General features: G+C 44.1%; 14 protein-coding genes. 3 read left to right on the forward strand and 11 right to left on the reverse strand.

The window, feature by feature from the left end:
• Positions 1-877: 877 nt before the first annotated feature.
• The 9 genes from FEF09_RS30760 to FEF09_RS15855 all read right to left on the reverse strand — a co-directional run bounded on the left by FEF09_RS30760 (position 878) and on the right by FEF09_RS15855 (position 10139).
• Positions 878-1024, reverse strand: coding sequence for a hypothetical protein (locus FEF09_RS30760; RefSeq protein ID WP_186774369.1), 147 nt, complete (start codon positions 1022-1024; stop codon positions 878-880).
• Entirely contained in the window at positions 997-1533 is a 537-nt protein-coding gene (locus FEF09_RS15820; protein ID WP_146306025.1) for a hypothetical protein, read from the reverse strand. Before FEF09_RS15820 ends, FEF09_RS30760 begins: the two co-directional genes overlap by 28 nt.
• On the reverse strand, positions 1530-2069 hold the full coding sequence (locus tag FEF09_RS15825; protein ID WP_146306026.1) for a hypothetical protein: 540 nt from the start codon (positions 2067-2069) through the stop codon (positions 1530-1532). Before FEF09_RS15825 ends, FEF09_RS15820 begins: the two co-directional genes overlap by 4 nt.
• A gap of 386 nt (positions 2070-2455) precedes the next feature.
• Complete coding sequence (locus FEF09_RS15830) at positions 2456-4153, reverse strand: GMC oxidoreductase (protein WP_146306027.1); 1698 nt, start codon at positions 4151-4153, stop codon at positions 2456-2458.
• A 76-nt stretch (positions 4154-4229) separates the two neighbouring features.
• On the reverse strand, positions 4230-5927 hold the full coding sequence (locus FEF09_RS15835) for a GMC oxidoreductase (protein ID WP_146306028.1): 1698 nt from the start codon (positions 5925-5927) through the stop codon (positions 4230-4232).
• A gap of 53 nt (positions 5928-5980) precedes the next feature.
• Complete coding sequence (locus FEF09_RS15840) at positions 5981-6556, reverse strand: gluconate 2-dehydrogenase subunit 3 family protein (RefSeq protein WP_146306029.1); 576 nt, start codon at positions 6554-6556, stop codon at positions 5981-5983.
• A gap of 159 nt (positions 6557-6715) precedes the next feature.
• Positions 6716-7474 (reverse strand): murein L,D-transpeptidase family protein, encoded by a 759-nt coding sequence (locus tag FEF09_RS15845; RefSeq protein ID WP_146306030.1) that lies wholly within the window; start codon positions 7472-7474, stop codon positions 6716-6718.
• A 602-nt stretch (positions 7475-8076) separates the two neighbouring features.
• A complete protein-coding gene (gene hppD / locus FEF09_RS15850; RefSeq protein WP_146306031.1) occupies positions 8077-9213 on the reverse strand; it encodes a 4-hydroxyphenylpyruvate dioxygenase in 1137 nt (378 codons plus the stop codon).
• Positions 9214-9602: 389 nt separating this feature from the next.
• Positions 9603-10139: a TlpA family protein disulfide reductase gene (locus tag FEF09_RS15855; RefSeq protein ID WP_261387530.1), complete on the reverse strand. Its 537-nt coding sequence runs from the start codon at positions 10137-10139 to the stop codon at positions 9603-9605.
• Between the two features lie 425 nt (positions 10140-10564).
• On the opposite strand from FEF09_RS15855, the gene FEF09_RS15860 reads away from it, so the two are divergent.
• Positions 10565-11161, forward strand: a complete 597-nt coding sequence (locus FEF09_RS15860) for a TetR/AcrR family transcriptional regulator (protein ID WP_146306033.1) — start codon at positions 10565-10567, stop codon at positions 11159-11161.
• Positions 11162-11186: 25 nt separating this feature from the next.
• The gene (locus FEF09_RS15865) at positions 11187-12335 is read left to right on the forward strand and encodes an FAD-dependent oxidoreductase (protein WP_146306034.1); all 1149 of its coding nucleotides are present in this window, start codon (positions 11187-11189) and stop codon (positions 12333-12335) included.
• A 3-nt stretch (positions 12336-12338) separates the two neighbouring features.
• On the opposite strand, the gene FEF09_RS15870 is transcribed toward FEF09_RS15865, so the two are convergent.
• Together FEF09_RS15870 and FEF09_RS15875 are read right to left on the reverse strand one after the other, a co-directional pair.
• A complete protein-coding gene (locus tag FEF09_RS15870) occupies positions 12339-13121 on the reverse strand; it encodes a fatty acid desaturase family protein (protein WP_146306035.1) in 783 nt (260 codons plus the stop codon).
• Between the two features lie 195 nt (positions 13122-13316).
• The gene (locus FEF09_RS15875) at positions 13317-14309 is read right to left on the reverse strand and encodes an aldo/keto reductase (RefSeq protein ID WP_146306036.1); all 993 of its coding nucleotides are present in this window, start codon (positions 14307-14309) and stop codon (positions 13317-13319) included.
• Between the two features lie 122 nt (positions 14310-14431).
• On the opposite strand from FEF09_RS15875, the gene FEF09_RS15880 reads away from it, so the two are divergent.
• The gene (locus FEF09_RS15880; protein ID WP_146306037.1) at positions 14432-14650 is read left to right on the forward strand and encodes a hypothetical protein; all 219 of its coding nucleotides are present in this window, start codon (positions 14432-14434) and stop codon (positions 14648-14650) included.
• Positions 14651-14792: the final 142 nt, after the last annotated feature.

The raw sequence follows: 14792 nt of genomic DNA on the forward strand, positions 1-14792 counted from the left end.
TTTTATTGAAATATGGGCATCACGAAATAGTTGTCAATAGTGGCAGCAACGCATGCCTGTTTCCTTGCCAGCTATCTTCTTTGACTATCTGAATTCATGCTTGTCAGCAATGTCATCCGAGGAGTAACACCTTTAGAATTTGCTGCCGCTGTATCAACAAAAGGTTTTTTCCGGCTCCCACGTCCTGATGTAATTAATACTGGCACCTGTATAAGGGGCAGGCAAACTTTGGGGAGTGGCCGCTGTTCTATTGTTATTAGGCCTGTTCTGGGCAAATAACGTTGCCGGCATCACTGATGATATCAGTAATACGCCCGCTCCTAAGACATATCTCTTAAATTCCATGTTTTTTATTAATTGGTAACGGGAAGCCGATATTTGCTACAGCCATCGCTGCCTCTGGTTGATCTTCATATCCGGAACACTATTCAGTGAAATGGCACCTGAATTTTCCTGCAATTATTTCATATACGGGATAACTGATGCTATATACAGATTCCGGGGGACCGGGATATTAACTTTATCAGAACCACTCAACCGCATTGGGAACTAATGGGATTATACCGGCGGAAGAGTGTATTTGATGTTTTACAATTACCAGCGATCCCGTTGGACAGATCGTCGGTAATGTAAATCATGTAGTAGTATAGCTTAACAATTCAATTGAAATTTGTCAGCTAAAAGCTTACCGTTTAGTTGGTATAGGTGATTACGCTAAAATGTATATCCTAATCTTAACTTAATCGGGCTTGTTGATGGTGTATTACGCTTTGCCAGAAAATCATACAACAACATGATGTTGCCTTTCATCTTGCGCTGACCTTATATTTCTTACTCACGCCCAGCAGTGCGCTTCCCTGCCAGCCACTCCAGTCAGTTAACTGACTGCATGTGTGATCGTCGATACATAGTTCTGTTCAAAACCACCATTCACGAAGAAAGTACCTTTCAGCTTCCAGTCCACGAAAGACCGTAAACCAACACCCTGATGACTGATTACGATGTTATTCCATCCCGTACCCAATCCCAGCTTGTAAGACGCGCCGATACCGGCTGTACCATTTTTTGAAATTTATATCCCACCTGTGCCGCGATATCAGATGTGGTTGGAAAATAGCGGGTAGATTTCTGAAACTGAATGTTGCCTCCAAATTCCAGTCGCTGCAGAAAACTTTTCGTTTTCATCGGATTAGGTTTGAAATCAGGCATGTCACCGGCATTGTCCAGATCGGGGAACTTTTCTTTCAGCTCATTCAGCTGCGTTCTCGCCTGATCCATCTGCTGGCCCACCGCCTGCCGGGCAGCAGGGTCACTTCCCAATCGTTGCTGAATCATCTGTTCTACCTGTGCACGTGTCTGCAAACCTTCAAGGCTCTGCGCCACATTATTGCCTCCGGCGCCCAGATTAAACATACTGGCCAGCTGCGAGTTTTTCTTAAGAAAATCATTGTAGGCCGGTATTTTCTTCATCAGCTCCATCGCCTTTGCCTCCGCCTTCTTTTTATCCTTCAGCACCGCTTTATATTCATTCACCTGCTGACCATAGTAATAAGCTTCCTTATTGATCTTCTGCAGGTCTTTGGAGAAACCGTATACTTAGACAACTGTTCTTTCAGCTCTTTTTTGTGCTCACGGATATAAGCCTTGATCTGATCGGCCTGTTGTAACTTACCCTGCAGAGATTCAAGGCTGCCGGTAGCACCGGCTAACTTGTCTTTTGAAGCGCCCAGCAAATTCCCCTTCCCTTCCAGGAATTTCAGAGAACTGCCCAGACTATCCAGATAACTGTTACCCATGGGCAACTTACTCATCACTTTACCTTTCAAACCCGATTTCAGGCTTCCCAGACTGTCTATGGATTTTGTAAAAATGTTCTTTGCAGCCACCGAGTCCACTTTCCAAAGACGTGCTTTCATTTTCTTCTCCTGCCTCAACAGACGACTCAATGCCTTGTCAGCACGTTTATTCACCTGATGCTCAACACGATCAGACTTCTTTTTGACTTCTGACAGGTATTTACCGGGCAATTGTTCTGCCTTCTGCATACTACTATCTGCGGCAACCGACATGTTCGGCTGGGTTACATTAATAGGGCCATGCAGACTCATTATAAGAAAACTTATAATAATCCCACTATTCATATATATAGGTTAAGATCTGACTTGATTTAATGATTCACGAACAAATAAGAGTAGCCTGATAAGGTATAGGGCAACATCTGATTTTTACCCGAACAAAGTTATAAAAAAAATATACACAACGGCGTTAACTGTATTATCATCGTATTATATTGAATACCAAGTTCTACAAAGAAACCAATACATCACGCATTGTATCTGCGGAGTGAACAAATAATACTATCAATCTGCTAAATTTATATACCGGCAGATTCTCCTCCAACAAAAAAAGCCCGCCAGAATAGGTCCGGCAGGCTTTATATTTCAATCTCAACAAACTACAAATTTCCTTTCTTCAGTTCCTTCACGGCGTAGTCGCAAGCTCTTGCTGTCAGCGCCATGTAAGTAATAGAAGGGTTCTGACACGCAGAAGAAGTCATACAGGCGCCATCCGTAATAAATACGTTCTTAGCCGCATGTACCTGATTCCATCCATTCAGTACTGAAGTCTTCGGATCACGTCCCATACGGGCCGTCCCCATTTCATGGATACAATGTCCCGGAGGCGGCATGCTGTCATACGTACCGACGTTTTTCAGACCGGCAGCTTCCAGCATTTCCTTCGCACTTGCTGCCATATCCTTACGCATCGCGAGCTCATTCTCTTTGAATTCGCAGTCGATATCCAGTGTCGGCAGACCGTACTTATCTTTCTTATCCTTATTCAGCGTTACTTTGTTCTCATAATAGGGCAGATGCTCGCCCCATGAACCGATGCCAAAGCTCCAGTTGCCCGGTTCTGACAATGATTCTTTCAGAGACGCACCTACGCCATCAAATGACACTCCACGACCACGTTCTGCGCCGCCCTGATAACCAAAGCCACGTACATAGTCTTTTTGTGTTGTAGCCGTATTAATGTTACGGAAACGCGGAATATAGATCCCGTTAGGTCTGCGTCCGCTACTATAGTATTGATCCTGAAAACCATCAAACTCACCTCCGGCACCGACACCATAGTGATGATCCATGAGGTTATGTCCTACCTGTTCGCTGTCATTCCCAAAACCATTCGGGAAACGGCTGGAAACAGAGTTCAGGAGAATGGAAGCCGTACCTAAAGTAGAGGCATTCAGGAAGATAATATCTGCATAATATTCCACCGTCTGCATGCTATGCGCATCGAGGATCTTTACCCCGGTAGCCTTGCCTTTCTGATCATCATAGATCACTTCCAGTACGATGGAGTCAGGACGGAGGGTCAGATTACCCGTTTTTGCCGCTGCCGGCAGGGTGACACCGTTACTGCTGAAATAACCTGTAAACGGACATCCCCGGTGACAAAGATTACGGTACTGACAGGGTCCTCTGTCGTTGTGTTTCTCGGTCACGTGTGCCACGCGGCCAATCGTCATGATACGATCATCATAACGTTCTTTAATCCTTGCTGCCACATGTTTCTCCAGACAGTTCATCTCCATGGCCTTCATGAATTTACCATCCGGCAACTGTGGCAGTCCTTCTGCCTGCCCACTGATACCAATGTACGTTTCCACGTAATCATACCAGGACTCAATATCTTTATAACGGATAGGCCAGTCAACACCAAAACCATCTTTTGCATTGGCGCCGAAGTCAATATCGCTCCAACGGTATACCTGACGGCCCCACATCAGGGAACGACCGCCTACATGATATCCGCGGAGCCAGTTGAATGGCTTTATCTGATTGTATGGATTTTCTTTATCATTCACCCAGTATTGCCGGGAAGATTCATCAAAGGCATAACACTGACTCTGTATCGGATAGTTTTCTTTTTGTTCAAGTGTGCCTGACAAACGGTGCGGAAACTCCCATGGTGCTTTCATGGCTGTCGTATAGTCCTTGATGTGCTCTACGTTACGACCACGTTCCAATACCAGGGTTTTCAGTCCTTTTTCGCATAACTCTTTGGCTGCCCAGCCACCACTGATGCCCGAACCAACTACAATGGCGTCATAGGTGTTTTCTTTCTCCGCTCTAATGTTGAGATGCATAGTGTAAAAATTAAATCAGGGAATGACAGACCACGCATTGTTGTTGGCGGTCCCTCATTCCCTGATCTATATCTGATTAAATATTTCCTTTCTTCATTTCCTTCACAGCGTAGTCTACTGCTCTTGCCGTCATCGCCATGTAAGTCAGTGACGGGTTTACACAAGCGGCAGAAGTCATAGACGCACCATCGGTCACGAATACGTTCTTCACAGCGTGCATCTGATTCCAGCTATTGAGGATGGAAGTCTTCGGATCACGTCCCATACGTGCGGTACCCATTTCATGGATCGCCATACCGGGATAAGAACCATTGTCGTAAGTCCTGATATCTTTGAATCCGGATGCTTCCAGCATTTCTGCGGCATCGTTCATCATATCCTTACGCATTTTCATTTCATTCTCTTTGAATTCGGCGTCGAACTTCAGTACTGGCTGGCCCCAGTCATCCTTCACGGAGTTGTCCAGTGTCACCTTATTATCTTCGTAAGGCAGACATTCACCGAAACCACCCAGCCCCATACTCCAGCTACCCGGTTCAGACAGCATATCTTTAAAGTCTTTACCTACGCCCATTTCAGCGATACCACGAGCCCAGCTACCACGGCTTGCACCACCCTGATAACCGAAACCACGGAGATAATCACGTTTATCGCTGCCGATATTTCTGTAACGGGGGATATAGATACCGTTTGCACGGCGACCGAAGAAGTATTTATCATCAAATCCTTCTGCGCGGCCGGAAGCACCTGTACGGAAGTGGTGATCCATCAGGTATTTACCCAGTACGCCACTATCATTACCCAAACCATTCTGGAAACGGTTGGAAATAGAGTTCATCAATACGAAGGTAGTACCCAGTGTAGAACCGTTTACGAAGATCACTTTCGCATAGTATTCGGTCATCTGTTTGGTCTGCTTGTCAATCACGCGTACACCGGTTGCTTTACCTGCTTTTTCATCATAGATAACAGAGTTAACGATGCTATCTGGTCTGAGCGTCAGATTGCCTGTCGCCATTGCAGCTGGCAGTGTTGAAGACTGCGTGCTGAAATAAGCGCCAAACGGACATCCACGGCTACACAGGTTACGGAACTGACATTGCGTACGACCCGGTAACGGCTTGGTGATATTCGCTACACGTCCCATAGTGATTCTACGATCAGGGAACGCTTTTTCTACTTTTGATTTCAGATCTTTCTCCACACAGTTCATTTCCATCGCTGGCATAAACTGACCATCCGGCAATTGTGGCAATCCTTCTGCCTGACCACTGATACCTGCAAATTTCTCTACATAGTCATACCATGGCGCCAGGTCTTTATAACGGATAGGCCAGTCAACAGCAATACCATCTTTCAGGTTCGCTTCAAAATCAAGATCACTCCAGCGATAAGACTGACGGCCCCACATGATGGATTTACCACCCACGATATCCGGGCGGTACCAGTCAAAACGCTTTACTTCATTATATGGACTCTGGGAGTCGTTGATCCAATATTTTTCGTTGTGTTCACTGTATGGATAGTCGCGGCTCAGTTTAGGATGCGTTTCACGCTGATCTATTGTTATACGGCCACGATGTTTAAATTCCCACGGATCTTTTGTTGCAGTTTCGTAATCCTTAACGTGTTCAAGTTTCTTTCCTCTATCCAGCATTAAAACTTTGAGACCTTTTTCGGTGAGTTCTTTTGCAGCCCATCCACCGCTGACACCGGAGCCTACCACAATCGCATCGTAGGTATTCTGCTCCTGAGCTTTCGTATTCAGATTCATGGAATTCTTTGTTTTGTTGTTGAGACTTTAATTCTTCCTGCACTCCGGCGTGCTTATACCGCCCATGCTTTCTCCCCTTTGGTGTAAGGGATACAGCCTTCGTATTTACCGGGTACTGCCACATAACGCAGTGCTTTGGTTGCGCCCGGTTCTGATGTGAAATAACCGGTCAGGGTCAGTTCTTTCAGGATCTGGAAATAATGGGTAGGATCGCCTTCCTTCTTGTTATCACGTTTATTGTAGTCAACACGCTCCTTATCAATAGCTGTCAGCACAGTGGTTTTCTCTTCTGCAGACAGGTCTACAAACGATTTCTTGAATTGTTTCTGACTGGCTTCATCGATTTTCTTCAGGCCTTCCAGTACAACTTTCTGGTCTTCCGGCTTATAACAATCATTCAGCATCACAACAATAAACTCATCAACCTTGGCGGCTTTAGCCCCCGGTGTGCTTGTTTCCGGAATGATCGTCTCCGCTACTTCGGCCAAAAAACTCTTGGTCTCAGGCGCCTGCAATGCATAATTATCAGGGCCTTTCGGGTTACAGCCCTCAAGGGCTGATAACGTGGACGCGGAAATTGCGCTACCCAGTAAAAGGGCAACGTTCCGGATGGCTTCTCTTCTATTCATAATAGTAAATTGATTTGACCTTCGCCCTAAGTTTCGAAAAAAAAATGACTTTTCATAAAAAAATAATTAAATGGAAGGTTAAAATCCTAAAAATGTAAGAAAACGAAAGGGCGTCCGCCTCTTCGGTGAACGCCCTTTCTATCCATTTTGTTGAGAAAACTACATAATATACTTCCCTTTTTCATCCACCAGTACGACCGGCAGCTTGTGATGGGCTTCGAAATAGTCGTAGGCATATTTCAGATCCACCCAGAATTTTTCGGAAGAATTGTCTTTCAAAGTGAAATTACCGAGGTAATCCATGGAGCGTATATTGCCAAACTTCACCGGGAATACGTGTACAGGAATGAAATCCTGACCGGAATTCTTTGCGTTCACCGCCATTACATACACTTCCTCAATGATATCGTCTGTTAACGGAATACAGCCTATTGTCAGACAGCTACCGTGGATATAGATCTCACCACCCGGCTTTTTAGGGTCACTGAGGATCTTATCTGCGAAGTTCGGATAATTGATACCCAGAGACAGGTGATAGCTGCTATTCGGGTTAAAATCGTTGATATAGTAGAAGCCTTCCGGTACCTGCCGGTCTCCTTCCTTACGTTTTGGCCCCATTTTACCTGACAGGGTACATACGCGATAGGATTTAAACAGACGGAAAGTGTCAGAAGCCTTGTTCTTCACCCAGATTTCCAGTTCGCTGTCAAGCTTAAAGGAACGAATGAAGATATACTTAGCCGGATAAGTCAGCCCTTTCTTCTGGAACTCTTCTTTGAGTTGCTCTTCTTTATCCCTGTAGGCGGCGCCTACTTTCGGAAACATTTTCTGGTTATCCAGAAATGACTGCTGCATCTGCTGGGCCTGCACTTTTCCCATTCCCAGCAGCATTAAAACTGCTAAAACGACCTGCTTCATAGATATTTTAACACAATTTTACAAGTTCACATTGTCAGAAATCTACCTTACGGGAGCATTTTGTACCGGTTGCATGTTAAAAGTCCAATATGCGAGAAAGAATAATAACAGAGAGAACAGTGCGTAAATGATCATTCCCACCTTACGGTTGGCGAAGCGCAAAATGTAGTGGCGCTGGCCCTGGTAGATCAATACAGCCGTAATCATCTGAAAAATTCCTCCCAACAAAAATAATACTCCGAACAAAGTTTGTACTCTCATAAGTAAACGATCTCTTATGCAAATTATTTTAAATTCCTGAACATTTCCAATACCATGAAAGGACCAAATAATGAGAGCCGGAGAAAATGAGGTAACAGGATGCAGAGGAATCTGAGCCATTGATGGTAAAAAGTACTGTGTATTGGCAGTAAGTACCTGAACAGCAGCGCCTGTATATGTTTTACGGAAGGTATAGGCATAAACAGGTAAAAAAATTCAATGACAGCAGTCAAAAGGCATAACAAACAATGGCCTTCATTGAAATAACGCTTTAACACTAATAAAAAGGCATATTGCCTTCCGGAATGCCTTGCGTGCATTCCGGAAGCAATATGTATAGTTTACAGGTTGCCTCTCAGCGCCTGTTCTCTTTCTATGGATTCAAACAGGGCTTTGAAATTACCCTTTCCGAAAGATTTCGCGCCCTTACGCTGGATGATCTCAAAGAATACTGTCGGACGATCCTGTACCGGTTTTGTAAAGATCTGCAACAGATAGCCTTCATCATCACGGTCAACCAGAATACCCAGCTGTTTCAGCGGCAGCAGGTCTTCATCGATCTGTCCTACCCTATCCAGCAATGTGGCATAATAAGATTCAGGTACTTTCAGGAATTCAACACCCCTGTTCTGCAGATCAGTAACTGTCTGGATGATATTGTTGGTTGCGATCGCAACGTGCTGTACACCTGCGCCACGATAGAAATCAAGGTACTCTTCGATCTGGGATTTCTTTTTACCTTCTGCCGGCTCATTGATCGGGAATTTCACACGGCCGTTGCCATTGCTCATTACCTTACTCATCAGTGCGGAATATTCGGTAGAAATGTCTTTATCATCGAAGGACAGCAGATTGCGGAAGCCCATTACCTGCTCGTAGAAATCTACCCATGTATTCATTTCATTCCAACCCACATTACCTACACAATGATCAACATATTGCAGACCGGTATCTGTTGGCTGATAGGCAGGATTCCATGCTTTATAACCCGGCAGGAATGGTCCGTTATAGTTTTTACGTTCGATGAACAGGTGTACGGTATCACCATAGATATGAATACCGCTGCGTACGATAGATCCAAATTCATCTTCTTCCGTAACAGGCTCCAGATATGGCTTTGCACCTCTTTTAACGGTTTCTTCGAATGCTGCGCGCGCATCATCCACCCACAGAGCCAGTACTTTTACACCATCCCCGTGTTCCAGAATATGACGTGCGATGTCATTGTCCGGATTCAGTGGCGTGGTCAGTACGAAACGCAGCTTATTCTGCACCAGTACATAAGATGCACGGTCTTTTACACCTGTTTCCGGACCGGCATAAGCCAGTGACTGGAAACCAAATGCTGTTTTATAATAATGAGCAGCCTGTTTGGCATTACCCACATAAAATTCAACGTAATCTGTACCATTTAATGGTAAAAAGTCCTGCGCATTAGCAGGAACAGCCGAAACGGCGGCATCTGTAGTTGTATGCATGATGGATTGGTTTTAGAAAGTAGAAAGTTTTGGTGTATGAGTCGATGGTTTTTGACTATACGTTATAGATAATATGATAAGACAATGCTTCCTTGCATTGCAAAAATGACAGGTAGAACCACGAAAATGGGCGCTGAAAAACGAATAGAATAAAACGGAAAATAAAAATAGAAACGCCCGTAAAGGCAGTATCATACCTGCGCTCAGGAGCGAGCGGAATCCATGGCCAGCGTAGCCATCAGAAAATAGTATTTTCTGTGACGCTGATCGGAAATCTTATGGTATGTATGCAGGTGAAGCATAAATTAGTTGCTAATGCAATATTAATCTTTCGGAATATGAAATCCAAATAAATATTCGGGGAAACCGGGGCTGACAAACGGCCACACTTACTTCCGGATATACTTCCCGAAATAGTCAATAAACTTATCATTGCCATAATCAGCAGCGCCTTCCTCCCGGTATACGATCTGCCCCTTTTTGCTGATGATGACCGTTGTCGGGATGGATTTACCGAGCAGCTCTGCAGGGATACGGCTATCCGCCACAAATACAGGCAGCTCGTATTGCTGCTTTTCAATGAAGCGTTTCGCCTTCTTGTAATTACCATCTGTGTCTACGGTCAGGAATACCACGTTTTTATCTGCTTTATACTTTTTGTATAATGAATTGATCGAGGGCATTTCTGCACGACAAGGAGGACACCATGTAGCCCAGAAATTAAGAAACACCACTTTTCCTTTCAAAGATGATAAGGTAAATGTATTGCCGTCTCCATCTGTAAATGCCATATCCGGCGCCACATTACTATCCGGCACCACTTCCTCCGGCACATCCGGCTGAAACATACCGACCTTCATCAAACCTTGCATAACAGCTGCTTTCACCGATGGGTTAACCAGCATCAGTACAAGAAATACGGTCATTGCTGCCGTACTTATATTTGATAAAGAAAATAAACGTTTCAAGCCCATAAATCAGTAATGTTTTAGGAGATAAAATTACGAATTTCCAGCAGTAACCTGTTCGCAGCTATTCATACCTCATCAAAATAGTGAGAGAAAAAAAGCAGGTTGCTCTTTATTACATACTAAATATTTATACTATTGTTTAGTATAATAACCAGTTAAATAATTGTCTTATAATACTTACGCTACGTTAATGCTACGTTGAAAACGTAGCATTAACGTAGCGTAAGTATTATCAAATAAAGAACAGACCATAACATACCCAAAGCATCATTCCCCGTCATTGTCATTTTCAACCACAGGCCTATCTCCTGCAAAAAAATTAGTAAGTAAACAAACGTTTACTTACTTTTGTGCTATCGGAAGGATAAAAAGACATTGTCATGAGACCAAAGAACCTTGAAAAAGAAGAAGCGATCCGTTCTATAGCATTACAGATCATTGCAGAGGAAGGACTGGAAAACCTGAGTATGCAAAAACTGGCGAAAGCGGCGAATGTGTCTCCCCGCACCATCTACATCAAGTATGAGAATAAAGAAGACTTTCTGATCAAACTGTTTATTGATGAAGTGATCGGGTCATATGAAAAAGCCGTACTGGAAAAATTCGATCCGGAAATGCCATTCGCAGAAGGTGTAAAAAAAATATGGACCAACAGCTTCCGCTACTTCAAAGAAAACAGACACTACTATGCGCTGATGCAGTATGGTAAATCCTCTCCCCTGCTTAATAAAGCGTATCAGCAGAAAGGTATCAGGGAAGGCGATTTCTTTGCACCCGTGCATACATTCCTCGCTTTTCATGTGAAGGCAGGCACGATTATAAAGTTACCTATGGAAGCACACAGAGCATTGTTATTTGCACCACTCCTTGACCTCATAAATGAATACTTCGAACATACAGCGCGACCTAAACAAGTGATCACTGATAAAGTATTGGCAGATTGCTGCGAAGCAGTGATAAAAGGTTTGCTGAAATAAACAAACATCATTCAAACCACTTCGTATGAACAACATTAAAAACAAAAAAATTGCTATCGTAGGCGGTGGCCCGGGTGGCCTTACCCTCGCGAGAATACTGCAGATGCGCCATGCAGACGTCACCGTCTATGAACGTGACATACATAAAGATGCCAGAGCACAGGGCGCTACACTCGATCTGCATCATGAATCAGGGCTCAGGGCATTGGAAGAAGCGGGTCTGATGGAAGCATTTAAAGCAAACTACCGGCCGGGTGCTGATAGAATGCGTATCATCGATCAGCATGGCACCATAGTACTGGAAGATAACCATAAAGAGGATGGTCCTGCGGAAGCGTACAGGCCGGAGATAGACCGCGGACCACTGAAAAAAATACTACTGGAATCCCTGCATCCGGATACTGTTGTATGGGATTGTCAGTTCAGCGGACTCACACCTTTTAACGAAGGCTGGCATCTGCATTTTAAAGATGGCCATACAACCTATGCAGATATCGTTATTGCTGCGGATGGTGCGAATTCAAAGATTCGTCCCTACATCACACCTATACGCCCCTTTTATGCGGGTGTAACTGTTGTGGAAGGCGCCGTATATCATTCGGAAAAGAATACTCCGCAGATACATCAATGGCTGAATGGTGGCAAGATCTTCGGTATGGGTGATGAAAAATCACTGATCGTAAGTTCTAAAGGAGATGGCAGTCTTGTCTTTTATACCGGTTGTAATACACCTGAAAACTGGGTACAGGAATCCGGCATCGACTTCTCAGATAAAGCACAGGTAATGGCATGGTTTAAAGCCACCTTTACAGGTTGGAGTCCGGTATGGGAAGAACTGTTTGAAAATGCAACAGGCACTTTTATCCCAAGACCGCAATACTGTATGCCTTTCGATCAGACATGGGAGGCATTACCCAATCTGACAATGCTGGGAGATGCAGCACATCTGATGCCGCCTTACGCAGGGGAAGGTGTTAATATGGCGATGCTGGATGCACTCGAACTGGGACTTTGTCTGACAAGTGAAGATTATCCTGATACCCATAGCGCGATTGCCGCCTATGAACAAGCGATGCGTACAAGAGCATCCGCTACTGCAGAGATGACAATGGAATCTACTGCCGCCCTGCATTCGCCGGAGGCTATTTCATTCCTTGTACAGATCGTCAGCTGATACTTAAAAAGTATTTTTCTTCTCCAGCTCAGGGAGCACTTCATCAATCCGTTTAGCCAGTTCAGGTAATTTGATAGTCGGCACAGCCGGAAACAGATGATGTTCCAGATGATAGAACATGCTGAACGTAATCTTATTTTTCCAGCCACCACGTTGTGTTCTGGCCATTTCAGGATGCTCGTCGGTATCATGATGTACCGTCCACACGGCGAAGAAAGCCATCAGGAATTCTCCGAAGACCATCACTATCACATGATACATCAGGAAAGCGATGTTAAAATAAAATACAATAAAGGCAAACGCGGCTATCGCGGCTAACTCAGCCATCACATTTCTTACATATTTTTTGTTGCCAAGCTGTAAGGTCACCTTATGGATGAGAAACATATGCACAGGACCGTAGAGGATAGCACCGTACCAGCTCATACCAGCTGATTTACCCTCATAATCCTCTTCTGATAAGCAATACTTATGATGTCTGATATGATTGAACTTGACCGCATGAATAGATGCCATCATCAGTACGCTATTGGAGAAGAGTGTAAACCATGTCAGGAATTTATTGGTACCGAGAGAATTGTGGAAGCCGTTATGCACCTGCCGTAAACCCGTCAGAAAGAAGAAAGCTGAACATGGTAAAGCCAGTGCGTAATAGCCGAAATAAGCCAGTAACCATGAAGAAAACAACCACGGTAATGTCAGGTTATTTTCGATCAGCATCTCTCTTATTGAGAGTGTTTTGAGGTCTTTCCATGCTACCTGTTTTACGATTTCTGCATGTGTCATGTGTAAGGAGTTTTGTATAGGTATATCAAAAGTACGGATCGTATGAAACAGGCATATGATAAAAATCAGTTCTATAAAAAAAGGGCTGGCCGGCCTGAGACGGACAATCCCTGTTAAAACTAAGAAGGGCCGCTCCCTCCGGAACGGCCCTCTTTTTCTTCACTGTTCAATTGACCTGTAACAGTTAGTTATTTTCTATACCAGCTGCAACTGGTATAATCTGTCGTTGATAAATTTGATCTCTTCAGCACTTAGTTTTACGTTGATGGCTCTTGCATTCTGGATAGCCTGTTCAGCGTTACGTGCACCTACCAGTGCAACAGTAATGCCAGGACGTTCAATCGTCCAGCGAATAACCAGTTGAGCCAGTGTTACACTTTTACTTTCCGCCATAGGTTTGATATGATCCAGAAAAGCGTTGATACGGTTCAGGTTATCGGTCTGATAAAATTTAGAGTTCGCACGAGTATCTCCTTCCCCAAACTGATGACCCGGTTTTATCTTACCGGAGAGCAGGCCTCTTTGTAAAGGACTATAAGCTAAGATCGCTTTTTTGTTTTCTATACAATAAGGTACCAGTTCATTTTCTATTGTTCTTTCCACCATGCTGAAAGGCACCTGATTGGAAGCAAGCTTCAGCACAGCCTCCGCTTCTTTCATCTGCGCTACATTGTAATTACATACACCTGCTTCGAGGATCTTACCCTGTTCCTTTAAACGCAGCACGGCCTCAAATGTTTCATCGATTGGTGTAGTCACATCCGGCCAGTGTATCTGTAACAGATCGATATAATCTGTTCCTAATCTCTTCAGGCTGTTCTCACATTCTTCAATCACGCTTTCTTTTCCTGCATATTTGTAAATGTCAATGGCATTACCTGCGTTGTCTTTACTGTTAAAGGCGAGAGAACCTTTCGCCAGATCCCAGCGCATTCCAAATTTAGTCAGGATCTGTACCTTTGTTCTGTCGAGTCCCTTCAATGCTTCACCGGTCAGCTCTTCACTTAATCCCTGTCCATAGATCGGCGCTGTATCGATAGAAGTAACCCCCTCATCTATAGATGCGTGAATGGCTCTTACTGCATCGTTTGCTTCGGTACCACCCCACATCCATCCACCAATAGCCCATGCACCAAATGTAATGGCAGATACTTTCAGATCACTTTCTCCTAATTGCCTGTATTCCATGTTTATGTTGATTTTCTATTTACATTAAAAATACCCTATCCTGCTGAGCCTTCTTTACTACAAATTAAGATAGTAATTATTGCCGTGGCATAAATTTGGTGCCCCTTTTCAAAAACAAGTATATGACAAATATCAAACAGGGACAAGTACCCGACAACAAACATGCCGGGAAAGATCATCCTCATGCACATATATCAAAGGACGGCAGAAAAGAAGATGATGATGCTATTTATCTGCAACCAGATGAAGACAACACTTTACAGACACCGGAAGAGTTTGCAAAGGACAAAGGGAAACGGCCTGAAGAGGGAGATGAAATTAGTGTAAACACGGAGGAATGAGCGTAGATAAGCATTGCCCGTAATCATGATACTTCCGGTAAGATCCGGTATAAACAACATACGGAATGCCTCAATAGTTGAAGCATTCCGTATGTTGTATTTTATCTTATGAAGATTATCTGCAACGATCTCCGTTGCATCG

It is taken from the genome of Chitinophaga pinensis (genome assembly GCF_007896845.1).
Taxonomy (GTDB): domain Bacteria; phylum Bacteroidota; class Bacteroidia; order Chitinophagales; family Chitinophagaceae; genus Chitinophaga; species Chitinophaga pinensis_C.